The sequence below is a fragment of the Streptomyces sp. NPDC003248 genome, assembly GCF_055563235.1.
On record NZ_JBVHDT010000005.1, the window covers coordinates 443385 to 464861 of the forward strand.

Genomic DNA, 21477 nt, shown 5'->3' on the forward strand with positions numbered 1-21477 from the left:
TTCCGGGTCATGCGTCGCCGTCGTAGCCGCAGCCTTGTCAACCAGTGCAGTACCCACCGGCGCCCGGTTTGTCACATCTGAAAGGAGATGTCACCCAGCGTTTCGGCATCTTTGACGCGCAGTAACGGTACGCCTGGCAGGCCAAACGCGTACACTACCGCCCTTTCGCCCGGAGTGCTAAATCCTTTCCGGTACCGGGTTCCCCGCGTCCCCGATCGCCCGTCGCACCGGGACCCGCGCGAGCAGCGCGAACCCGAGGACGAAGAAGATCACCAACGAGATGATCGCGTCACGGTAGCTCCCGGTCAGCTGGTAGGTGAGCCCGAACAGCAGCGGCCCCAGCCAGCTCATCCCGCGGTCGCTCACCTCGTACGCGGAGAAGTACTCGGCCTCCTTGCCGGGCGGTACGAGATGGGAGAACAGGGAGCGGGACAGCGCCTGGCTGCCGCCCAGCACCAGGCCGATCGCCGCCGCCAGCAGGAAGAAGCCCACCGGCACGCCGGCCGGCAGGAAGTATCCGGCGCCCAGTGTGAGCGTCCACGCCGCCAGCGAGCCGAGGATCGTGCGCTTCGCGCCGTACCGGCGGGCCAGGCGGCCCATCGCCAGGGCGCCCACGACGGCCAGCACCTGCACCAGCAGGACGGCGCCGATGAGGGTGGACTGGCCGAGGCCGAGTTCCTCGGAGCCGTAGATCGAGGCCTGGGAGATCACCGTCTGGATGCCGTCGTTGTAGACGAGGTAGGCGAGGAGGAACGCGAGGGTCAGGGGGTGGCGGCGCATGTCCCGGACGGTCGCCGCGAGCTGCCGCAGGCCGGGGGCGGTCGCCTCGCGGGCGGCCGTCGGCCGGTCGCGCAGTCTGCGCAGCGGGACGAGGGCGAAGCCGCCCCACCACAGGCCGGCCGAGGCCAGGCAGATGCGGACGGCCGTCGACTCGGAGACGCCCAGCGCGTCGTGGCCGAGGTACAGCCCCAGGTTCACCACCAGGACCAGTGAGCCCGCCGCGTACCCGAACGCCCAGCCGCGCGAGGAGACCGCGTCGCGTTCCTCGGGCGGGGCGATCTGGGGCAGATAGGAGTTGTAGAGCATCATCGCCACGGACTGGGCCGCGTTCGCGACGACCAGCAGCGCGCCGCCCAGCAGATAGCGGTCGCCGGAGAGGAAGAACATGCCCGTCGTGGCCGCGGCGCCCACGTACGCGGCGGCCCCCAGCAGGGGCTTCTTGCGGCCCGTGCGGTCGGCCGCCGCGCCCACCAGCGGCATCACCAGCACGGCCACGATCACCGACAGGGACACCGAGTACGCGAAGAACGAGCCCGCGCGGACCGGTATGCCCAGCGGATGCACGTACCCGCCGGCGTCCGCGGCGTCCTCCGCGACCGCGGTCAGATACGGTCCGAGGAACACGGTGAGCACGCTCGTCGAGTAGACGGAGCAGGCCCAGTCGTAGAAGTACCAGCCGCGCTGTTCGCGCCGCCGCCCCACGGCGTCGTCGGCCGCCGTCCGCACGGTGTCGGTGTCCACCCGTGCCCTCGCTTCCCCGCTGAGAGTGGCCGCGCGAGGGACGCTGACCGCGGTACGGCCGGGGTCAGACCCAGACGCCCCGGTCCTCCATGACCTTGCGCAGTGTGTCGATGTGATCGGTCATGATGCCATCGACTCCCAGGTCCAGGAGCCGGTGCATGCGATCCGCTTCGTTGATCGTCCACACGTGCACCTGCAACCCGCGCGCGTGGGCGGCGCGCACGAAGCGGCGGTCGACGACCTGGATGCCCGACTGCGTCTCGGGCACCTGCGCGGCCACCGCCGACCGGCGCAGCGCGGCGGGCACCCCCCAGGACCGCAGCCGCAGGTTGAGCACGCCCCGGGTGCCGTACGACGTCGCCAGGCGCGGACCGGCCAGCCGCTGGGCCCGCAGCACCCGGGCCTCGGAGAAGGAGCCGACGCACACCCGGTCCCACGCGCCCGCCCGCCCGATCAGGTTGAGCAGGGGGTGGAGGGCCGACTCGGCCTTGACGTCCACGTTCCAGCGCACCTCGGGGAAGGTCTCCAGGAGCTCCTCGAAGAGCGGGACCGGTTCCCTGCCGCCCACGCGCGCGTGCCGGACGTCCGCCCAGGGCAGGTCGGCGATCCGGCCCGCGCCGTCGGTCACCCGGTCCAGCGTCGCGTCGTGGAAGGCGACGAGCCGGCCGTCGCGCGTGGCGTGCACATCGGTCTCGATGTAGCGGTAGCCCGTCGCGACCGCCTGCCGGAACTGCGCAGCGGTGTTCTCCAGACCGTCCGCGGCCCCGCCGCGGTGCGCGAACGGGATCGGCCCGGGATGGTCGAGGTAGGGGTGGCGTACGAGGGTGCTCACGGACGAAGTATCGCCCCCCGGGGTGACCCGGTGGCAACGACCGTGCTGCCTGCGGATGCCGGGGGAACGGCGAACACCCGCAGGAAGAGCTGGGCGAGCGGGCCGATCGACACCGCGTACAGCAGCGTGCCGACGCCGACCGTGCCGCCGAGGACGACACCGGTCACCACGACCGCCGCTTCGACGGCCGTGCGCATCAGCCGGATCGAACGGCCGGTGCGCCGGTGCAGACCGGTCATCAGCCCGTCCCGCGGCCCCGGTCCGAAGCGGGCCGCGATGTAGAGGCCGGTGGCCGCGCCGTTGAGGACGATGCCGGCCACCAGGAGCGCCACGCCGGCGGTCAGGCCGTGCGCCTCGGGGACGAGCGCGAGCGTGCCGTCCATGGCGAGGCCCACCACGAAGACGTTGGAGACGGTGCCGAGGCCCGGGCGCTGGCGCAGCGGTATCCACAGCAGCAGCACCCCGGCTCCCACCAGGATCGACACGGCCCCGATCGACAGACCGGTCAGCTCGGCCAGTCCCTGGTGCAGCACGTTCCAGGGCTCCAGCCCCAGGCCGGCCCGGACGAGGAGGGCGGAACTGGCGCCGTAGAGCGCCAGTCCGACGTAGAGCTGGAGCAGTCGGCGGATGAGGCCGCCCTGCGGCGGTGGCACGGACAACGGGACCCCCTGTGGTGGTAGTGGACTGACTCATGACACTCTGTGGCGTGGAAGGAAGAGTCATCCATGGCCAATTCGGGGAAGGTGGACTGATAACCATGGCGCAGTGGACCTCGGCGGTGGGGGCCGCGCAGCTCGCGCGGCTGCTCATGTCCCAGCAGGACCGTCCGGCGGGCCCCGGTACGCGCCGCCCGCCCGCCTACCGCGCGCTGGCCGACGGCATCCGCCTGCTGGTGCTGGAGGGGCGCGTTCCCGTCGCCGCCCGGCTGCCCGCCGAGCGGGAACTGGCGCTGGCGCTGTCCGTGAGCCGTACGACCGTCGCCGCCGCCTACGAGGCGCTGCGCGCGGAGGGCTTCCTGGAGTCCCGGCGCGGAGCCGGCAGCTGGACGGCCGTCCCGGCCGGGAACCCGCTGCCCGCGCGCGGCCTCGAACCCCTGCCACCTGAGGCCCTCGGCTCGATGATCGACCTGGGCTGCGCGGCCCTGCCGGCGCCCGAGCCCTGGCTCACCCGCGCCGTGCAGGGCGCGCTGGAGGAACTGCCGCCGTACGCGCACACGCACGGCGACTACCCGGCGGGCCTGCCCGCCCTGCGGGCGATGATCGCCGAGCGCTACACCGCGCGCGGGATCCCCACGATGCCCGAGCAGATCATGGTGACGACCGGGGCGATGGGCGCGATCGACGCCATCTGCCATCTGTTCGCCGGGCGCGGTGAGCGCATCGCGGTCGAGTCGCCGTCCTACGCCAACATCCTCCAGCTCATGCGGGAGGCGGGCGCCCGGCTGGTGCCCGTCGCCATGGCCGAGGGGCTCGCCGGGTGGGACCTGGACCGCTGGCGCCAGGTGCTGCGCGAGGCCGCGCCGCGGATGGCCTACGTCGTCGCCGACTTCCACAACCCGACCGGCGCGCTCGCCGACGAGGAGCAGCGCCGCCGGCTGGTCGAGGCGGCCCGGTCGGCGGGGACCGTGCTCGTCGCCGACGAGACGATGAGCGAGCTGTGGCTCGACGCGGACGCCGAGGACGCCGAGGGCGCCGGGATGCCGCGGCCGGTGTGCGGCTTCGACCCGGCCGGCTCGACGGTGATCACCGTCGGGTCGGCCAGCAAGGCCTTCTGGGCCGGGATGCGCATCGGATGGGTCCGGGCGGCTCCGGACGTCATCCGCAGCCTGGTCGCGGCCCGCGCCTACGCCGACCTGGGCACGCCGGTGCTGGAACAGCTGGCGGTGAACTGGCTCTTCAGCACGGGCGGCTGGGAGCAGGCCGTGGAGCTGCGGCGCCGCCAGGCCCGCGGCAACCGGGACGCGCTGATCGCCGCGGTGCGGCGGGAACTGCCCGACTGGGAGTTCGCGGTGCCCAGCGGAGGGCTGACGCTGTGGGTGCGCGCCGGGGGCCTGTCCGGGTCCCGGCTCGCCGAGGCGGGGGAGCGGGTGGGGGTGCGGGTGCCCTCCGGGCCGCGCTTCGGCGTCGACGGCGCCTTCGAGGGATACGTGCGGCTGCCGTTCACCGTGGGGGGCGCGGTCGCCGAGGAGGCGGCGGCACGGCTGGCCGCGGCGGCGCGGATCGTGGAGAGCGGGGGGACCGTGGGAGCTGAGGGCCCGCGCACGTTCGTCGCCTAGTCGGGCCCAGTCGGCGCTTGTCCGGCGCCCGGCCCCGGCGCCCGGCCGACCGGGCGTCGGCCTGTGCTCCGGCTGCGGAGCCGGGGCGGGCCGCCGCGTCGTGGTCGGTTGCCGCGGAGCCGGCGGGGAGTGGCTGGCCGACGGCGGTCGGTTGCTGCGGTGCCGGGGAGTGGCTGAGGGGTGCGCGGTTGCTGCGGTGCCGGGGAGTGGCTGGGCGGCGGCGGTCGTTGCTTCTGTGCCGGGGAGTGGCTGGGCGGCGGCGGTCGTTGCTTCTGGGCCGGGGAGCGGCTGGGCGGCGGCGGTCGTTGCTTCTGTGCCGGGGAGCGGCTGAGGGGTGGGCGGTCGCTTCGGTGCCGGGCGGTGTCCGGGCTGTGGTCGGCCGTCCGGGTTCCGGGAGGGCCGGGAAGTGGCCGGCCGCTTCGTCGCCCGAGGGGCTGGGTGGGTGCGGTCGACTGCCTCGGCTTCGGGGCCTCGGTCGCTGTCGGGTGTTTCCCTTCCCTACGAGCCCTCGGCGGCCATGGCCTCGGCCGGGACCGGCGGTGTCTCGTCGTCCGCCGGGGTCGAACGGGGCGGCAGCAGGTCCAGCACCGCCTGGCGGTGCGCGTCGCTGGTCGCGTCGTCGTACGGGTCCGGCGTCGCCGGCACCTGGAGGCGGTGCACCGGTCCGCTGCCCAGCCGGGCGTAGCCGCGGCCCGGCGGGACGTGGTCGACGGGGGTGGTGTGCGGGCGGGCGCCCAGGACCGACTCCACGAGGGCGGCCGACGCCGGCCCGAGGACGACCCGCGCGCGCGTGTGCTGCCGTACGGCGTCGCCGAGGGCCTCCAGGCTGTCGAGCTGTTCGGCCACGACCACCGTGACATGGGCCGCGCGGCCGTGCCGGAGAGGGGCCTCGAGGAAGGCCCGTGGATCCTTGCGGCCCTCCGCCTCGGCGAGGTGCGTGAACGCCGTGGGACGGTCGAGGAGGAGCCACAGGGGGCGCTTGGTGTCGTCCGGCGGCGGGTTGCCCTCCTGGCGGGCGCTGTTCGCGGCGACGAGCCGGCGTTCGGTCTCCTGCGCCGCCCACTCCAGGCCGGCCAGCACCCCGGCCAGCCCGACCTCGACGCCCAGGACGCCGTCCCGGCCGGTCAGGCAGGCGTACTCACCGGTCCCGCCGCCGTCCACGACGAGGACGTCGCCGTACCGGAGGGCCTGGAGGGCGATGGAGCGGAGCAGGGTGGAGGTGCCGCTGCCGGGCTGGCCGGTCACCAGCAGGTGCGGCTCGGTGGAGCGCAGGCCGGTGCGCCAGACGACCGGCGGGACGTCACGGAGTTCCCCGCCGAAGCCGAGGGGGAGCGTGCGCGGGACCTGGGAGGGGTCGGTGAAGCCCAGGACGGTCTCGCCCGGCGCCGTCACGAAGCGCTGGGCGGCGATGTCGGTGGGGAGCGGGTGGAGGACCGTCACGGTGAGCGTGTTGCCCTCCTCGTCCCAGTGGAAGTGGTACTCGCGGCCCCGGCCGGACTTGGCCGCCAGCAGGTGCTCGATCCGGGCGCGCTCCTCGGCCTCGCCGTCCGGGAAATACGCCGGGTAGGCGACCTCCAGGTGGGTGACACGGCCCGAGCCGTCGAACTCGTACGACGGGAAGGCCTTCTCCCACTCGCCGCCATGGGCGTAGAGGGGAGAAGGGTCCTCCTCCGTCGAGAAGTACGGGACCAGAGCCTCGTACAGCGCCTGGAGTCGCTGGGTCTGCGACTCGTCAGGGCCTTCGGGAGCCGGTGGGGTGCGGTCCCGGCCCTGCCAGGCCGCCGCCGCCATCAGCGTGACGACGGCGAGCAGCGGGCCGTACGGCACCAGGGCCACGACCAGGATCACCGAGGCCGCCAGGCACAGCAGCGGCCCGCGCTTGTCCCTCGGCGTCTCGGCCCATCTGCGCCGCCCGGCAGAGGCCAGCCGGCGCAGACCGCGGGAGATCGTGATCAGCGGATGGAGGACGTCGGTGGCACTGTCGGCCGCCGTCCGGGCCAGCTCCCGGCTCCGGGCGAGCTGCGCGCTGCCGGTGCTCAGGATGCGGGGGAGGGGGCGCCGGGCCACTGCGGTCTCCTGGAGGTGCGTACGGATGGTGGGGGTGCCCCCGGGACGGAGCTTGTCGGAGTCCTGGGGGAGGACAGCCGGACGGGCGGCGTCAGAACTTGATGCCGCCGAGCAGGCTCGCCAGGCTCTCGCCGCCCGCCTTGATGCTCGGCGCGATGGCCGTACTGGCCAGGTAGAAGCCGAACAGGGCGCAGACCAGGGCGTGCGACGCCTTGAGCCCGTCCTTGCGGGAGAAGAGGAAGACGATGATGCCGAGCAGGACCACGCCTGAGATGGACAGGATCATGTGAGTTCTCCTGGTTCGCGGGGACAGTCACCATGAGTACTTCCAGGATCACAGGATGTATCCATACGATTAAAGGTGCAAATGGGTGAAAACCGATTGTTTTCCCCCTGATGGCGGAACCTGCGAAGGGCCCTCTGAGCAGGCGAGTTGCGTCGAACGGGTCCTGTGGTGATCTTTGCCTTCGACGGGTCCCGTCATGTGCCCGTCGAGCCAGTACCCTGGCGATTCACCTGAACGGCTGCAACGAGAGGCGGTCCGGCCGATGAGCGAAGCCCCCGACCCCGAGGTCGTGGAGCTGGCGACCAAGATCTTCGATCTGGCTCGCCGGGGACAGACCGAGGCGCTCGTGGCGTACGTCGACGCGGGCGTTCCGGCCAACCTCACCAACGACCGCGGCGACACCCTCGTGATGCTCGCCGCCTACCACGGCCACGCCGACGCGGTGCGGGCACTGCTGGCCCGCGGCGCCGACGCCGACCGCATCAACGACCGAGGTCAGACGCCGCTCGCCGGGGCCGCCTTCAAGGGCGAGACGGAGGTCGTCAGGGCCCTCCTGGAGGCCGGCGCCGATCCGGCGGCAGGCACCCCCTCGGCCGTCGACACGGCCCGGATGTTCGCGCGCACGGAGCTGCTCGAACTGTTCGGCGCCCAGTGACGCCGAACACTCCAGAGCGGCCCTGAACAGCCAGGACACAGGTTTTGGGCAGGTAGATCGACGACCACGGGGGAGGCGGTACGGGGCCGCCGGAAATTTCGGTCGCGGCGGGTTGAGCTGCCGGGTCATCATGACGACGTGATTCACGGACGCGATGGCCGGGCAGGTGTCGCCGCACCGCGCGGGCCGTGATGCGGCCCGCATGGGCCACCGACGAGAGGCAGAGGAAGATGGCTTACAGCAAGCAGGAAACGGCGGGCGCCCCGACGTGTTGTCACGCGGCCAGGTAATGCACGTCCCCGGTTGCGTCGACGCTTGATGTGAGGCTGTTTCCCATGTTCGATCCGGTCATAGCGCCCAGCGGTACGCTGCTCGGCCTGCTCCAGCGGGGCCGCGGCGACGGCACACTGCACGCGCTCACCGCTCCCCGCCCCGAGGCGCTCGCGGCACTGAACCACTGTGTGCTGCGCGACCCCCGCCACGACTGGCAGGTGGAGAACCGCTCCCTGTACTACGCCCGCCTCTACCTCGACCTCGGCGGCGACCTGGGCGAGATCGAGGCGCATCTCTTCGACGTCGAGGACGCCTTCGACACCGACGAGTCCCGCACCGGCCTCGCCCTGGCCGTCCTGGGCCACCTCGCCTCCTACGGCAGGCGGGACGCCCTCGGGCTGCTCCGCAGGTACGCGGCCTCGGGGTCCAACTGGGCCTGGGCCCTGGACGAGCTCGCCCTGCGCGACGACGACGCCGGCCTGCGCGCCCTGGCCGCGCCCGTGCTCGCCCGGTTCGCCACCGACGCCGAGGGCGAGGCCGAGCTGGCCGCCGCCGTCCGGGACGCCTTCGAGCCCCGGCCCTGGCGGCTGTGGGCCGAGGACCCCCGTGAGTACGTCTCCACGCGCGTGCGTGCCGCCCGGGAAGCCGGCTGCTTCGACCGCTGGCAGCGGCAGATGAGCCCCACCGGCCCCCGCCCCGGCTGGAGCGTGCAGGCCGTCTTCGAGTGGGCCCAGCAGGGCGTCGAACGCGGAGCCGCGCTCCATGTGCCCGCCGCCCGCTGCCTCACCGCCGTGGCCGGGCCCGACGACCGGCCCGAGATCGTGCGGGCGGCCCGGGACGGCTCCGAGGGGGCCCGGTGCACCGCCCTGCGCTACCTCGCCGACAGCGAGGATCCCGACGCCCTGGGCCTGATCGAGGCCGCCGTGGCCACCGGCTCGGCGGTCGTCGTGGAGGCAGCCGTCGACGCCTTCGAACGCATGCGCGGTGCCGCCGCCGTCGACCGGGCCCGCGGCTGGGCGCACCGGCCCGACGCCCTGGGTGCCGCCGCGGGCCGCGTGCTGGCCTGCCGGGGCGGCACCCGCGACAGCGACCTCGTCCTCGCCGCCCTGCGCGAGGCCGTCCGCGGCGAGGGCTGCGACGCGCCCACCCTGTGGACCCTCGTCGACGGCGCCGGGCGCCTCGGCATCGTCTGCGCGGCCCCCGTGCTGCGCCATATCTACCGGGAGACGGCGTCCTCCCATCTCCGCGGGCGCTGCGCGCGCGCCCTCGCCGCCACCGACCCCTCCTTCGCCACCGGCTTCGCCGTCGAGTGCCTGTGGGACTGCGAGGAGACCACCCGCGAGATCGCCGCCCGGCACGCCGAGACCGGTGACGCCCGGGTCGTCGAACGGCTGCGCCGGCTCGCCGCCGACCCGGCCGAGGAGGCGGAGGTCCAGACGGCCGTCCGCAGCCGGATCGGACCGGACGCGACGTCCGCCATGTGAACCCCCGGGCCGAGCCATGCCCGCCGGGTGAACACGGGGTGACCTCCCGGACGGGCGGGCATGGACACCGCCCGACCTGCGAGGGCGCGCAGCGCAACGCTCACGGGACGTTTGTCGTTCGGACAGATCCACTTTGACGCGGCCACGTTCAGCGCGGCGACAACACCGGTATGCGTGTCGTCATCGTGACCGAATCCTTTCCCCCCGACGTGAACGGCGTGGCCCACTGCGCGCTCCAGACCGCCCGGCACCTCGCAGACCGCGGTCACCTCCCGCTCGTCGTCGCGCCGGCCACCGCGGCCGGCAGCGGGCCCGACGCCCAGGCGCCCTGCCCCGTCGTCCGTGTGCCCTCCCTCCCGCTCCCGGGCTACCCCCAGGTCCGCGTCGCCCTCCCCAGCCGACGCGTCGCCGCCGCCATCGCCGACCACCGCGCCGACCTGGTCCACCTGGCCAGCCCCTTCGTCCTCGGCGTCCGCGGCATGGCGGCCGCCTCCCGGCTCGGCATCCCGGCCGTCGCCGTCTACCAGACCGACCTGGCCGGATACGCCCGCACCTACATGGGCGCCGGGGAGGCCGCGGCCTGGCGGCGGATCCGGTCCGTCCACGCCGCCGCCGACCTCACGCTCGCCCCCTCCAGCGCGGCCCTGCGCGACCTGGAGACGCACGGCGTGCCCCGGGTCAGACTGTGGGCGCGGGGCGTGGACACGGCCCGCTTCCGCCCCGCGCACCGTGACGAGGCACTGCGCCGGGCCCTCGCCCCGAACGGCGAGGTGATCGTCGGCTACGTCGGGCGGCTCGCTCCCGAGAAGCAGGTCGAACTGCTGTCCGGGGTGTGCGGCCTGGACGGCGTACGGGTCGTGGTGGTGGGCGACGGCCCCAGCGGGCCCGGGCTCGCCGAGGCCCTGCCCGGCGCGGTCTTCCTGGGGCGGCGCACCGGCGACGACCTCGCCCGCGTCTTCGCCTCGCTGGACGTCTTCGCCCACACCGGTCCCTTCGAGACGTTCTGCCAGACCGTCCAGGAGGCCATGGCCAGCGGCGTGGCGGTGGTCGCCCCCGCCGCGGGCGGACCGCTGGACCTGGTCGACCACGGACGCACCGGCCTGCTCGTCCCGCCGCGCGACGCCGCCGCCGTGCGCGACGCGGTGCGCGCCCTCGCCGCCGACCCCGCGCGGCGGGCCGCGTACGGAGCGGCCGGCCGGGCCACGGTGGAGGGCCGCACCTGGGCCGCCGTCGGCGACCAGCTGATCGGCCACTACACGGACGTGCTCGCCGCGCGCCGGCCGGTGGTGGCGGCATGAGCGGAGGGACGCACCGACCGCTGCGGATCGTCCGGCTCGCCAACTTCGTCGCGCCCGCGTCGGGCGGGCTGCGCACGGCGCTGCGCGAACTCGGCAAGGGCTACCGCGCCGCCGGACACCAACCGGTCCTGATCGTGCCGGGCGGACGGGAGGACGACCGGGAGACCGAGCAGGGCCGGGTGATCACCCTCCCCGGACCGCTGCTGCCCGGCACCGGCGGCTACCGGGTCCTCACCGGCAAGCGGCGCGTCGCCCGTCTCCTGGAGGAGCTCGCGCCCGACCGCCTGGAGGTCTCCGACCGCACGACGCTGCGCTGGACCGGCAAGTGGGCGCGCCGCGCGCGCGTGCCCGCCGTGATGGTCTCCCACGAGACCGCGGACGGCGTGCTGCGCACCTGGGGCGTGCCGCAGGAGACGGCGCGCCGGGCCGCCGACGCGCTCAACCTCCGCACCGCGCACACCTACGCGCGCGTGGTGTGCACCACCGAGTTCGCCGAGCGGGAGTTCGTGCGGATCGGCGTCCGCAACGTGGTGCGCGCACCGCTCGGCGTCGACCTGGCCGAACGGCACCCCGCGCTGCGCGATCCCCGGCTGCGGGGGCGCTACGCGCGCGCGGACGAGGTGTTCCTGGTCACGTGCACCCGGCTGTCCGTCGAGAAGCGGCCCGGTACCGCGCTGGACGCCCTGGAGGCCCTGATAGGGCGCGGCCGGCGCGCGGTGCTGGTCGTCGCCGGGGACGGGCCGCTGCGGGGCCGGCTCGAGAGCCGGGCGCGGGAACGCGGGCTGCCCGTCGTCTTCCTCGGGCACGTCTCCGACCGGGGCGCGCTGGGTGCCCTCCAGGCGTCCGCGGACGTGTGCCTGGCACCGGGGCCCGCGGAGACCTTCGGGCTCGCCGCGCTGGAGGCCATGGCCTGCGGGACACCCGTGGTCGTGAGCGCCTCGTCCGCGCTGCCCGAGGTGATCGGTGCCGCGGGCGCCGTCGCGGCGGACGACGGGGAGGCGTTCGCGGACGCGGTGGAGACGCTCCTGGCGAAGCCCGTGGCGGAGCGCGGGGAGGCCGCACGCGCGCGTGCGGAGTGCTTCGGGTGGGGGACCGCGGTACGCGCGTTCCTCGCGGCGCACGACGCGCCCGTGCTCCCCGGCGCGGTCCTGGACGGGGAGACGGGAGGCATCCGCGCCGGTGGGGGTGCGGGGGAGTCGCCGTCCCGTTCCGACGGGAGTGGCGCGGAGGCGGTTCCGGGCCGGCCGCCGGTGGGGGCGGTGCAGGTGCATTCTCCGGGGGGTGAGGGGGTGGTGGCGTCGTACTCCCCGGTGGGTGACGGGGTGGTGCCGACCTACTCTCCGGTGGGTGAGGGGGCGGTGTCGACGTACTCCCCGGTGGATGAGGGGGCGGTGGCCGTCCGGTCCGGCGGGCGGGACACGCCGGTCGCGGCGCGGCCCGCGTCCGGGGGGCTCGGATGAGAGCCGTCCGCTTCGTGGCCCTCGGGGACTCGCTCACCGAGGGCGTCGGCGACCCCGTGGGCGGGCGGTGGCGCGGCTGGGCGGCGCTGCTCGCCGGAGGACTGGCCGACCGGGCCGGGGAAGCCGACCGGGCCGGGGAAGCAGACCGGGCCGGGGAAGCCGTCTCGTTCACCAACCTCTCCGTCAGCGGGGCCCAGACGCGGGACGTCCTGGAACGGCAGCTCCCGGCCGGGCTCGCGCTCCGGCCCGACCTGGTCTCGGTCCTGATCGGCGTCAACGACACCCTGCGCTGCACCTTCGACATCCACGCCGTCGCCGCCCGCCTCGACACGGTGTACCGCTCCTTCACCGAGCAGGGCGCGGTCCTGCTCACCGCGTGCCTGCCCGACCCGGGCGCCATGCTGGGGCTTCCGGGGGCTCTCGCCCGCCCGCTCGCCCGACGGCAGCGCGCGGTCAACGCCGTCGTCCACGCGCTCTCCGACCGCTACGGGGCCGTCCATCTGCACGCCTGCGAGGGCGCGTGGCTGGCGGACCGCGCGATGTGGAGCGCGGACCGGCTCCACCCCGGCGAGCGCGGCCACCGGCAACTGGCGGTGCGCTTCCACGCGCTGCTGGCCGGGTCCGGCCTCGCGACCGGGACAGCGCCCTCGCCCGAGCCGGAGTTCCCGCCGCCCACACGGTCGGCCGGACTGCGGTGGCTGGCGACCGCCGGCACCGGGTGGGTGGCCCGGCGGTGCACCGACCTGCTGCCCCAGCTGCTGGCACTGGCGGCGGACGAGATACGGCACCACGCGCGCGGGACGAGCGCCCGGCTGGACCTGCGGGCCGCCGCCGCGGTGTCGGCGGCGCTGGCCGCGCTGTCCGTCGTGGAACGGCAGCCGGACACCGGCCGGGCCCACGCCTCCGCTTGACCGGAGGTCGAGCCGTCGCAGGCGGGCCGCCGACGGCTGCCAGTGGTGTCGTGCGCCGGCTGCCAGTGGTGTCGCGCGCCGGCCGCCAGTGGTGTCGTAGGCGGCCTCAGCGGCGGCGTACGGCGGTGAAGCGGACCGGCGTCCCCGGGACCGCTTGCGCGGCGGACGCGAGGTCGGCCGCACGCACGACCCCGATCACCGGGTAGCCGCCGGTGGTCGGGTGGTCGGCGAGGAAGACGACCGGCCTGCCGTCCGGGGGGACCTGGACCGCGCCCAGCACCATGCCCTCGCTGGGGAGCTCGCCCGGACGGACCCGTTCGAGGGCGGGGCCTTCCGTGCGCAGGCCGATGCGGTTGCTCGCGGCCGACACCCGGTACGCGCGCGTGGTGAACACGCGGACCGCCTCCGGCGTGAACCAGTCGTCCCGCGGGCCCAGCGTCACCCGCAGCACGAGTTCCGCCGGGGGCGCCGGCTGCGGGGCGGTGTCCACGCGCGCGTGCGGGGCGTGAACCCGCCCCAGGGGCAGGACCGTGCCGTCCGTGAGGGGCGGCGGACCGAGACCGGACAGCAGGTCCGTGGACCGGCTGCCGAGGACGGGCTCGACGGCGACGCCGCCGGACACGGCCACGTAGCTGCGCAGTCCCCGGACCGCCGGCCCGACGTCCAGCAGCGCGCCGCCGGGCAGCCGCACGGGCGCGCCCCAGGCGGCCGGCCGGCCGTCGACGGTGACCGCGCACGGCGCGCCGCCGACGGCCACGGTGACCGCCGAACGGGGGCGCAGGGTACAGCCGTCGACCGTCGTCTCCAGGACGGCGGCCTCGGGCGGGTTGCCGACCAGCCGGTTGACGAGCGCCGCGGCGGGCCCGTCCAGGGCGCCGGAGCGGGGCACGCCGAGGTGGGCATGGCCGGGCCGGCCCCGGTCCTGCACGGTGGTCAGGGCACCCGCGCGGACGACGGAGAGCGCACGGTCGCTCATGACGCGCCCCTCCCGGAGGCCGAGCTCTCCCTGGAGCTCCCGCCCTCTCCGGAGTCCCCGCCCTCTCCGGAGTCCCCGCCCTCCCCGGAGCTCCCGCCCTCCCCCGAGACCGGTACGAAACGCACGCGCGTGCCCGGCGTCAGCAGCGCGGCCGGCACGCGCGTGTGGTCCCACAGCACCGCGTCCGTCGTGCCGATCAGCTGCCAGCCGCCGGGTGACGAGCGCGGGTAGACACCGGTGTACGGGCCCGCCAGTGCGACGGATCCGCGCGGGACGGCCGTGCGCGGGGTGGCCCGCCGCGGGACGTCGTAGCGCCCCGGCAGGCCCGTGAGGTAGCCGAACCCGGGCGCGAAGCCGCAGAACGCGACCCGGAACTCGGTACCCGCGTGGATGCGGGCCACCTCCCGCTCCGGCACGCCCCAGTGCGCGGCGACGTCCGCGAGGTCGGGACCGTCGTAGCGCACCGGCAGCTCGACCACCTCGCCGGCCGGCCTGGGAGCGGGCGGGACGGCGGCGGAAGAGAGCTCGCCGGCCCGGCGGACCGGGTCGTCCAGGCCGTCGAGGAGGACCGTACGGGCGGCGGGGACGATCTCGCGGACGGCCAGCGAGCCCTCCGCGCGGCGCCGCAGCAGCTCCGCGTGGAGGGCCTGGGCCTCCTCGTCCGAGTCCACCTCGACGAGCAGGGCGTCCTCGCCGACGGGCAGTGCCCTCATGCGAAGGCCTCCACCCGGACGCCCGACCGCTCCAGGCACCGGCGGACCCGGCGGGCCAGCTCCACCGCGCCGGGGGTGTCGCCGTGCAGGCACAGCGAACGCGCGCGTACCGCGACACGCGCGCCCGAGCGGGAGGTGACCAGCCCCGAGCGGGCCAGACCCACCGACCGTTCGACGACGGCGTCCGGATCGGTGATGACGGCCCCGTCCTGCGCGCGCGGGACGAGCGTGCCCTCGTCGGTGTACGCGCGGTCCGCGAACGCCTCCGTGACGGCCGGCAGACCCGCCTCGGCGGCCAGCGCCAGCACGCGCGAGCCGGGCAGCCCGAGCACCGGCAGCGTGGCGTCGGCGAGGAGCACGCCGTCGACCACGGCGCCGGCCTGCTCCTCGTCGCGCACGATCCGGTTGTAGAGCGCGCCGTGCGGCTTGACGTACGCCACGCGCGCCCCCGCCGCCCGCGCGAAGACCTGGAGGGCACCGATCTGGTACGCCACCTCGGCGGCCAGTTCGGCGGACGGCACGTCCATGGCGCGCCGCCCGAACCCCGCCAGGTCCCGGTAGGAGACCTGAGCGCCGATCGTCACGCCCCGCTCGGCCGCCAGCTCGCACACCCGCCGCATGGTGGCCGCGTCCCCGGCGTGGAAGCCGCAGGCCACGTTGGCGCTGGTGACGACGGACAGGAGCTGCTCGTCGTCGGTCAGCCGCCAGCGGCCGAAGCCCTCGCCGAGGTCGGCGTTCAGATCGATCGCGGTCATGGTTCCAGTCTCTCCTGATCAGGCCACGCGGTACTGCTCGTCGCGGGCGTCGGTGACGAACATCTGCCCCGGCGCGTGGGTGAGGGCGAACGGCGGCCGGGAGGCCGTCACCGCCGCCTGCGGGGTCACACCGCAGGCCCAGAACACCGGGATGTCGTCCGGACCGGCGTCCACCGGGTCGCCGAAGTCCGGACGGCCGAGGTCCTCGATGCCCAGCCCCGACGGGTCGCCGCAGTGCACGGGGCCGCCGTGCACCGCCGGGAGCAGACTGCTCTCCCGGATCGCCGCCGCCAGGTGCTCGGGCGGCACCGGGCGCATGGACACCACCATCGGCCCGTGCAGCCGCCCCGCCGGACGGCACTGACGGTTCGTCACGAACATGGGCACGTTGCGCCCCTGCTCGACGTGGCGGATCGGGACGCCCGCCCCGGCCAGCGCCCACTCGAAGGTGAAGCTGCACCCGAGCAGGAACGTCACCAGGTCCTCGCGCCAGTGCGCGCGCACGTCCGTCGGCTCGTCCACCAGCTCGCCGTCCCGCCACACCCGGTAGCGCGGCAGGTCGGTGCGCAGGTCGGCGCCCCCGGCCAGCACGGTCGTCCAGGAACCGGCGTCGGTGACGTCGAGGACCGGGCAGGGCTTGGGGTTGCGCTGGCAGAACAGGAGCATGTCGTACGCCCACTCCGCGGGCACCGAGATCAGGTTGGCCTGGGTGTGGCCCGCCGCGATCCCGGCCGTGGGTCCCGTCAGCCCGTCCCGGAACCGGGACCGGGCGACGGCCGGGCTCCACGCGCGCGCGTGCTCGTCGACGAGGGCCACGGGGCTGTCCTCCGTACGGGCCGGACGGTTCACAGCAGCTCCTTCCCGCGCGTCTCCGGCAGCCCCAGCAGCGCCAGGGCCGCGAGGCCGTAGCCGACCGCGCCGAAGACCAGCGCACCGCCCACGCCCCAGCTGTCGGCCAGGAAACCGACCGTGGTGGGGAAGACGGCGCCCACGGCGCGCCCGGTGTTGTACGTGAATCCCTGTCCCGTGCCGCGCACCGCCGTCGGGTACAGCTCGCTCAGGAAGGACCCGAAGCCGCTGAAGATCGCCGACATGCAGAACCCGAGCGGGAAGCCGAGGACGAGGAGCAGGGTGTCGGCGCCGCCCGGGATGTTCGCGTACGCCAGGATGCAGACCGCCGACAGCAGGGCGAAGAGCCAGATGTTGCGGCGCCGGCCCAGCCGGTCGGTGAGGTGGCCGCCGGTCAGGTAGCCCAGGAAGGCGCCCGAGATGAGCAACGTCAGGTAGCCGCCGGTGTTGACCACCGACAGGCCGCGCTCGGTCTTGAGGTACGTCGGAACCCAGGTGGCCAGGGTGTAGTAGCCGCCCTGGACGCCGGTGGAGAGCAGGCCAGCGAAGACCGTCGTGCGCAGCAGGGGGCCGCGGAAGATCGCCGGGAAGGAGCCCTTCTCGCCGCTCTGCTCGCGCGCCGCGACGGCCGTCGGCGCGTCCTGCACCCGGCGCCGCATCCACACCACGAGCAGGGCGGGCAGGGCGCCGGTCCAGAACATCACGCGCCAGGCCACGTCGTCGCCGAACACCGAGAAGACCAGCGTGTACACGACCGCCGCCAGCCCCCAGCCGACGGCCCACGAGCTCTGGATCGCGCCCAGGGTGCGCCCCCGGTGCCGGGCGCTCGCGTACTCGGCGACCAGGATCGCGCCGACGGCCCACTCGCCGCCGAACCCGAGGCCCTGGAGGGCGCGGAAGACCAGCAGTGTCCCGTAGGTCGGCGCGAAGCCGCAGGCGACCGTGAAGACGGCGTAGGTGATCACCGTGATCATCAGGGCCCTGACCCGGCCGATCCGGTCGGCCAGCACGCCGGCGAGGGCCCCGCCGATCGCGGAGGCGGCCAGCGTGACCGTGGTGAACAGGCCGGTCTGGCCGCTGTCCAGGCCGAAGTACGCCGACAGCGCGACCATGCTCAGCGGCAGCGTGAAGTAGTCGTAGGAGTCGAGCGCGTAGCCGCCGAACGCGCCCGCGAAGGCGCGGCGGCCGCGCGGACCGAGGGCGCGCAGCCAGCCCAGTGCGCCGTTCTCGTCGGCGCGGCCGGCGGCGGGGGAGCGGGTGGTGGTGGAGGTGGTGGTGGACGGGGCCCGCGATGGCGGAGGGGTCGTGCTCATGGAGGCACCTCACTGAGGGATGACGGAGGGTGCTGGGACTGAGCCGTGCCGTGCGGTGGTGGTGCCGGCAGTGCCGTGCGGTGGTGGTGCTGAGCAGTGCCGTGCCGTGCGTGCGGTGTGCGGCGCGCGGTGCCGTGCCGTGCGTGCGGTGTGTGCCGTGCGGTGGTGGTGCCGGGCCGTGCGGCGATCGTGCGGAGGTGGAGCGTGCTGTGCGCAGCACGGTAGAGGATCGTTGAACGATCCTTCAATACCCCTGTTGTCTCGTCCCTTGGTCTGCGATTGAATTCCGGGCATGGCAGAGCAGCTGGCGGGACTGGCCGACGACCGCGCCCTCCTGGGCCGCACCAGCACGGCCGAGCGCGTCTCGGACATCCTCAGGAGCCGCATCGCCGAGGGCTACTTCCCGCCGGGGACACGGCTGTCGGAGGACAGCATCGGCGGAGCCCTCGGCGTCTCCCGCAACACGCTGCGCGAGGCGTTCCGGCTGCTCACGCATGAGCGCCTGCTCGTCCACGAACTCAACCGGGGCGTCTTCGTCAGGGTCCTGACCGTCGAGGACGTCGAGGACATCTACCGCACCCGCGCGCTCGTCGAGTGCGCCGTCGTGCGCGGGCTGGGCGAGCCGCCGTACGCGCTCGACGGCCTCGCCGACGCCGTGGCGGAGGGGCAGCGGGCGGTCCGCGAAGATGACTGGAAAGCGCTGGGTACCGCCAACATCCACTTCCACCGGGAACTCGTCGCCCTGGCGGGCAGCGAACGCACCGACGAGCTGATGCGCAGCGTCTTCGCCGAGCTGCGCCTCGCCTTCCACGTCGTGGACGACCCGCGCCGGCTGCACGAGCCGTACCTGGCGCGCAACCGGCAGATCCACCAGGCGCTGCGGGCCGGGAACCGCGCGGAGGCCGAGGAACTGCTCGCGGTGTACCTGGAGGACTCCCTCGAACGCGTGGTCGAGGTGTACCGGCGACGGGTCGGCGACGACACGGCAGAGGCCGGCTGACCGACGCCCCGCGCCCGCCCTGTGGGGGTGAGCCCACGGTGGGTGAGCCACGGTGGATGGGCCCACGGTGGGTGAGCCCGTGGTGGCTGAGCCCATGACGGAGCAGTTCCCGGCCGAGGGCCCTCACGGGGCGTCGCGCCGGTCCGGCCGGCCCGGCGCCGGGCGGGACCGATCGGTGCCGTTTGGGACGATGTCAGACCGAGGACCTAGTCTGTGCACCGTGACTTCGCCTGCATCGACGGAACGCGTTCCGCCCCAGCTCAGCGCGGGGCCGCGCCCCGCCACGGGCCCGGCCGCCGACGAGGGGCTGGCGCGGCGGCTGCGCGCGCTCGCCTGCACCGCTCCGATCCACGACCTCGACGCACGCAAGGCCAACCTCGCCGGCGAGTACTCGGTGTACGGCATGGCGGAGATCGCCCTCGCCGCCATCGACCTGGTCACCCTCAACATGGACTTCGACACCGGCGCCGACCACGACCAGATAGTGGCCCGCCTCGTCCCCCGCATCGCCGCGCAGGCCCCCGAGCGGCCCGCCGAGGAGCACGAGCGCGTGGCCCGCTGGGTCCTGGAGAACCTCATCAACGTCGGCAGTGTCGACCGGGGCTTCCGCGCCGTGTACGGCACCTTCGGGCCGGACGGCACCTATGTGCGCCGCGACTACGACTTCAAGCTCCTCGAAGAGGTCCCCGGCTACGGCGGCGCCGTCTACCTCCGCACCACGGACGAGGCCGTCAACGTCCTCGTCGGCGCCCTCGACACCGACGTCACCAGCGCGCAGATCGCCGCCGAGGTCAAGCTGGAGGTCCTCATCCGCCGGGGCCGCCTGGCCGACGCCCAGCTCGCCGCCGAACAGGCCCGCTACCGCACCGTGCAGTACGCGGAGACGCTGCGCCGCGCCCTGGAGGCGACCCGGCGCAACGTCCGCGCGGTGGACTGGCTCAACGCCGTCCCCGACATGATCGCCGAGGCGCTCGACCACGTGGCCGACCGCTACCGCCACGAGAACGCCATCCTCACCAACATCCGCAAGGCCCGCGACGAGTCCGAGGACCCCGAGCACAAGCGGCGCGCCGCCGAGCTGGTCGACATCGTCAAGGACTGCATCCGCAGGCACACGCAGTTGCAGTCCCGGCTGCTGGAGGCCGGCCCCCTCTTCCGGGCCGAGCAGGACCGTCAGGCCTTCGCCACCCCGTTGACGACCTCGGGGATCGACCTGTACGGCCACCTCGTCGCCCCCGTGCTGCCGCTGCCGCTGGAACAGGCGGCCCGGGTCACCGACGCGTTCTTCGCCCGCGGCACCGGGCTGCGCACACCGGTGTCCGTACGGGTCGGCGACCTCGTCGACCTGCTGCTGACCCCGCCGGTGGAGCGGGAGCACCTAGGGGCGGAGATGCCCGAGCCCGATCTGATCGCGACACCGGACGACAGCCGCTTCAGCGAGGAACAGCTCGCCGCGGCGAAGGAACTGCTGGACCTGCCCGCCGACGCGCCCCGCAGGCTGTCGGGGCTGCTGGCGCAAGCCCGCCGGTCCGACCCCGAACTGCCCTACCTGGTCGCCCTGCTGGCGGTCCACGCGGCCAGCCCCCCGGTGGGCACCGCGTACCGGCAGGGCGAGGAGAAGCTGCTGTTCGCCGTGGACGACGGGACGGAGCTGGACGACCCGGAGTTCGGCGGAGCCGACCTCATCGTCGGGACCGCGCTGCTGGACGCCGCGGGCATGGCGGCGGACCGGACGGAGGCCGCGTGATGCGCCACCGAGGCCTCCGTCCGGCCCCGGCGGACCGCGCCCGCGCGACCGAGCGGCACGTCCTCCGCCCCCACACCCCCGAGGCGACGCGAGCCCCCGAGGCGACCGTCCCCGCCCCCGCCGACGAGAACGAGGAGTTGTGTCCGTGACCGAGCACGTCGACCGGAGCGAACCGGAGGCCCCCGCCCCGTCGGCGCACGCCGCCGTCACCCCCGCCGACGCGGCCGACGCGGCCCGGCTCGTCGCCTTCGGACTACAGCCCAAGCTCCAGCCCGCGCGGGACCAGGAGTACGCGGAACTGCTGCGGCGCCACCGCGAGGACCCGGCGTTCGCCCGCCTCGCCGACGCCGTCGCGGCCGGGCTCGGCCTGATCGTGCTGGAGGTGTCCCCCCGCGCGGGCATGGCCGTCACCGCCGCCGAGGACTCGGTGTTCGCCGTGCGCATGGGCGACTACGCACGTCGCACCTCCGCCGACGGCGGAGACCGCTTCCTGCACGGACTCGCACACCTCGCCGTCGCCGCGATGGCGTTCCCGCGCCCCGAGGACCTCGCCGACGACGGCTACATCGGCCGGGTCAGTGTCAACGGCGTCGACGCCTTCGTCCGGCAGGCCTGCCGCCGGCTGGAGGAACGGGCCGAGGCACAGGGCGAGAACACCGACCCGGCCAGCGACGCGCCCGGCCTGGAGGCCGCCTGGCGGATCTGGGCCCGGCGCAGCGCCACCGGCGCCACCAAGGACGCGCGCAGACTCGCCGGTTCGACGACCGGCATCGTCGGCAAGGCCGTCGCGTTCCTCACCGACTCCGGGTTCCTCCAGCGCACCGGCGACGACCACGGCGGCACCTACCGGACCACCGCCCGCTACCAGCTCCAGGTCCGCGACATGGCCGGCGGCGCCGCCCTCGCCGAACTGCTGGAGCTGGGCGTCGTCCCCGTCACCGACGGCACCCCCACCCTGCTGCCCGCCGAGGACACCGACGACCTGGACCTGGTGGCCGACGCCGGGCTGCCGTTCCACTCCTGAGCCCCACCGCCCCCCCCGATCTGCCGAAGACTTACGAG

General features: G+C 74.8%; 19 protein-coding genes and 1 pseudogene. 10 read left to right on the forward strand and 10 right to left on the reverse strand.

Annotated elements, in window-relative coordinates; translation table 11 throughout:
* Positions 1-177 precede the first annotated feature (177 nt).
* The 3 genes from ACZ3KJ_RS15970 to yczE all read right to left on the reverse strand — a co-directional run bounded on the left by ACZ3KJ_RS15970 (position 178) and on the right by yczE (position 3006).
* Positions 178-1521 carry an MFS transporter gene (locus ACZ3KJ_RS15970; protein WP_467527372.1) on the reverse strand — a complete coding sequence of 448 codons (1344 nt, stop codon included), beginning with the start codon at positions 1519-1521 and terminating at the stop codon, positions 178-180.
* A 64-nt stretch (positions 1522-1585) separates the two neighbouring features.
* On the reverse strand, positions 1586-2353 hold the full coding sequence (locus ACZ3KJ_RS15975) for a glycerophosphodiester phosphodiesterase family protein (protein WP_389519488.1): 768 nt from the start codon (positions 2351-2353) through the stop codon (positions 1586-1588).
* On the reverse strand, positions 2350-3006 hold the full coding sequence (gene yczE / locus ACZ3KJ_RS15980; RefSeq protein WP_467527374.1) for a membrane protein YczE: 657 nt from the start codon (positions 3004-3006) through the stop codon (positions 2350-2352). The genes ACZ3KJ_RS15975 and yczE overlap by 4 nt, the downstream gene beginning before the upstream one ends.
* A gap of 104 nt (positions 3007-3110) precedes the next feature.
* Between yczE and ACZ3KJ_RS15985 the strand changes: the two genes are divergently transcribed.
* On the forward strand, positions 3111-4628 hold the full coding sequence (locus tag ACZ3KJ_RS15985; RefSeq protein WP_467527376.1) for an SCO1417 family PLP biosynthesis transcription factor: 1518 nt from the start codon (positions 3111-3113) through the stop codon (positions 4626-4628).
* Between the two features lie 498 nt (positions 4629-5126).
* On the opposite strand, the gene ACZ3KJ_RS15990 is transcribed toward ACZ3KJ_RS15985, so the two are convergent.
* The gene (locus ACZ3KJ_RS15990) at positions 5127-6695 is read right to left on the reverse strand and encodes an ATP-binding cassette domain-containing protein (protein WP_467527378.1); all 1569 of its coding nucleotides are present in this window, start codon (positions 6693-6695) and stop codon (positions 5127-5129) included.
* 91 nt (positions 6696-6786) lie between these two features.
* Positions 6787-6981, reverse strand: coding sequence for a hypothetical protein (locus tag ACZ3KJ_RS15995; RefSeq protein ID WP_385067198.1), 195 nt, complete (start codon positions 6979-6981; stop codon positions 6787-6789).
* A gap of 262 nt (positions 6982-7243) precedes the next feature.
* Here ACZ3KJ_RS15995 and ACZ3KJ_RS16000 point away from each other — a divergent pair, with 262 nt between their 5' ends.
* From ACZ3KJ_RS16000 to ACZ3KJ_RS16020, 5 genes and pseudogenes are all read left to right on the forward strand, one after another.
* The gene (locus ACZ3KJ_RS16000; RefSeq protein WP_467527380.1) at positions 7244-7636 is read left to right on the forward strand and encodes an ankyrin repeat domain-containing protein; all 393 of its coding nucleotides are present in this window, start codon (positions 7244-7246) and stop codon (positions 7634-7636) included.
* A 335-nt stretch (positions 7637-7971) separates the two neighbouring features.
* Positions 7972-9393: a HEAT repeat domain-containing protein gene (locus tag ACZ3KJ_RS16005; RefSeq protein WP_467527381.1), complete on the forward strand. Its 1422-nt coding sequence runs from the start codon at positions 7972-7974 to the stop codon at positions 9391-9393.
* A gap of 170 nt (positions 9394-9563) precedes the next feature.
* Positions 9564-10691, forward strand: a complete 1128-nt coding sequence (locus ACZ3KJ_RS16010; protein WP_467527383.1) for a glycosyltransferase family 4 protein — start codon at positions 9564-9566, stop codon at positions 10689-10691.
* Positions 10688-11827: pseudogene (locus tag ACZ3KJ_RS16015) on the forward strand (glycosyltransferase); the annotation flags it as partial. The gene ACZ3KJ_RS16010 and the pseudogene ACZ3KJ_RS16015, both read left to right, overlap by 4 nt.
* A gap of 320 nt (positions 11828-12147) precedes the next feature.
* A complete protein-coding gene (locus ACZ3KJ_RS16020; protein WP_467527384.1) occupies positions 12148-13062 on the forward strand; it encodes an SGNH/GDSL hydrolase family protein in 915 nt (304 codons plus the stop codon).
* Positions 13063-13168: 106 nt separating this feature from the next.
* Here ACZ3KJ_RS16020 and ACZ3KJ_RS16025 read toward each other — a convergent pair whose 3' ends face one another.
* From ACZ3KJ_RS16025 to ACZ3KJ_RS16045, 5 genes are read right to left on the reverse strand one after another with little or no spacing between them, the layout of a single operon-like run.
* Complete coding sequence (locus ACZ3KJ_RS16025; protein WP_467527386.1) at positions 13169-14038, reverse strand: 5-oxoprolinase subunit C family protein; 870 nt, start codon at positions 14036-14038, stop codon at positions 13169-13171.
* On the reverse strand, positions 14035-14751 hold the full coding sequence (locus tag ACZ3KJ_RS16030) for a 5-oxoprolinase subunit B family protein (RefSeq protein WP_467527388.1): 717 nt from the start codon (positions 14749-14751) through the stop codon (positions 14035-14037). Before ACZ3KJ_RS16030 ends, ACZ3KJ_RS16025 begins: the two co-directional genes overlap by 4 nt.
* Positions 14748-15506: a LamB/YcsF family protein gene (locus ACZ3KJ_RS16035; protein WP_467527389.1), complete on the reverse strand. Its 759-nt coding sequence runs from the start codon at positions 15504-15506 to the stop codon at positions 14748-14750. Before ACZ3KJ_RS16035 ends, ACZ3KJ_RS16030 begins: the two co-directional genes overlap by 4 nt.
* An 18-nt stretch (positions 15507-15524) precedes the next feature.
* Positions 15525-16355, reverse strand: coding sequence for a putative hydro-lyase (locus ACZ3KJ_RS16040; RefSeq protein WP_467527391.1), 831 nt, complete (start codon positions 16353-16355; stop codon positions 15525-15527).
* Positions 16352-17668, reverse strand: a complete 1317-nt coding sequence (locus ACZ3KJ_RS16045; RefSeq protein WP_467527392.1) for an MFS transporter — start codon at positions 17666-17668, stop codon at positions 16352-16354. The genes ACZ3KJ_RS16040 and ACZ3KJ_RS16045 overlap by 4 nt, the downstream gene beginning before the upstream one ends.
* A gap of 292 nt (positions 17669-17960) precedes the next feature.
* Here ACZ3KJ_RS16045 and ACZ3KJ_RS16050 point away from each other — a divergent pair, with 292 nt between their 5' ends.
* The 4 genes from ACZ3KJ_RS16050 to ACZ3KJ_RS16065 all read left to right on the forward strand — a co-directional run bounded on the left by ACZ3KJ_RS16050 (position 17961) and on the right by ACZ3KJ_RS16065 (position 21439).
* Positions 17961-18668 (forward strand): GntR family transcriptional regulator, encoded by a 708-nt coding sequence (locus tag ACZ3KJ_RS16050; RefSeq protein WP_467527393.1) that lies wholly within the window; start codon positions 17961-17963, stop codon positions 18666-18668.
* A gap of 220 nt (positions 18669-18888) precedes the next feature.
* Entirely contained in the window at positions 18889-20415 is a 1527-nt protein-coding gene (locus ACZ3KJ_RS16055; protein WP_467527395.1) for a hypothetical protein, read from the forward strand.
* A complete protein-coding gene (locus tag ACZ3KJ_RS16060; protein WP_467527397.1) occupies positions 20415-20564 on the forward strand; it encodes a hypothetical protein in 150 nt (49 codons plus the stop codon). Before ACZ3KJ_RS16055 ends, ACZ3KJ_RS16060 begins: the two co-directional genes overlap by 1 nt.
* Positions 20561-21439 carry a hypothetical protein gene (locus tag ACZ3KJ_RS16065; RefSeq protein ID WP_467527399.1) on the forward strand — a complete coding sequence of 293 codons (879 nt, stop codon included), beginning with the start codon at positions 20561-20563 and terminating at the stop codon, positions 21437-21439. Before ACZ3KJ_RS16060 ends, ACZ3KJ_RS16065 begins: the two co-directional genes overlap by 4 nt.
* The last annotated feature ends 38 nt before the right edge of the window (positions 21440-21477 follow it).

Bases quoted from the DNA above. Each gene is read 5' to 3' on its own strand.
- ACZ3KJ_RS15985 (WP_467527376.1), top strand. From the start codon at position 3,111: ATGGCGCAGTGGACCTCGGCGGTGGGGGCCGCGCAGCTCGCGCGGCTG.
- ACZ3KJ_RS15995 (WP_385067198.1), bottom strand. From the start codon at position 6,981: ATGATCCTGTCCATCTCAGGCGTGGTCCTGCTCGGCATCATCGTCTTC.
- ACZ3KJ_RS16000 (WP_467527380.1), top strand. From the start codon at position 7,244: ATGAGCGAAGCCCCCGACCCCGAGGTCGTGGAGCTGGCGACCAAGATC.
- ACZ3KJ_RS16005 (WP_467527381.1), top strand. From the start codon at position 7,972: ATGTTCGATCCGGTCATAGCGCCCAGCGGTACGCTGCTCGGCCTGCTC.
- ACZ3KJ_RS16010 (WP_467527383.1), top strand. From the start codon at position 9,564: ATGCGTGTCGTCATCGTGACCGAATCCTTTCCCCCCGACGTGAACGGC.
- ACZ3KJ_RS16020 (WP_467527384.1), top strand. From the start codon at position 12,148: ATGAGAGCCGTCCGCTTCGTGGCCCTCGGGGACTCGCTCACCGAGGGC.
- ACZ3KJ_RS16025 (WP_467527386.1), bottom strand. From the start codon at position 14,038: ATGAGCGACCGTGCGCTCTCCGTCGTCCGCGCGGGTGCCCTGACCACC.
- ACZ3KJ_RS16030 (WP_467527388.1), bottom strand. From the start codon at position 14,751: ATGAGGGCACTGCCCGTCGGCGAGGACGCCCTGCTCGTCGAGGTGGAC.
- ACZ3KJ_RS16035 (WP_467527389.1), bottom strand. From the start codon at position 15,506: ATGACCGCGATCGATCTGAACGCCGACCTCGGCGAGGGCTTCGGCCGC.
- ACZ3KJ_RS16045 (WP_467527392.1), bottom strand. From the start codon at position 17,668: ATGAGCACGACCCCTCCGCCATCGCGGGCCCCGTCCACCACCACCTCC.
- ACZ3KJ_RS16050 (WP_467527393.1), top strand. From the start codon at position 17,961: ATGGCAGAGCAGCTGGCGGGACTGGCCGACGACCGCGCCCTCCTGGGC.
- ACZ3KJ_RS16060 (WP_467527397.1), top strand. From the start codon at position 20,415: ATGCGCCACCGAGGCCTCCGTCCGGCCCCGGCGGACCGCGCCCGCGCG.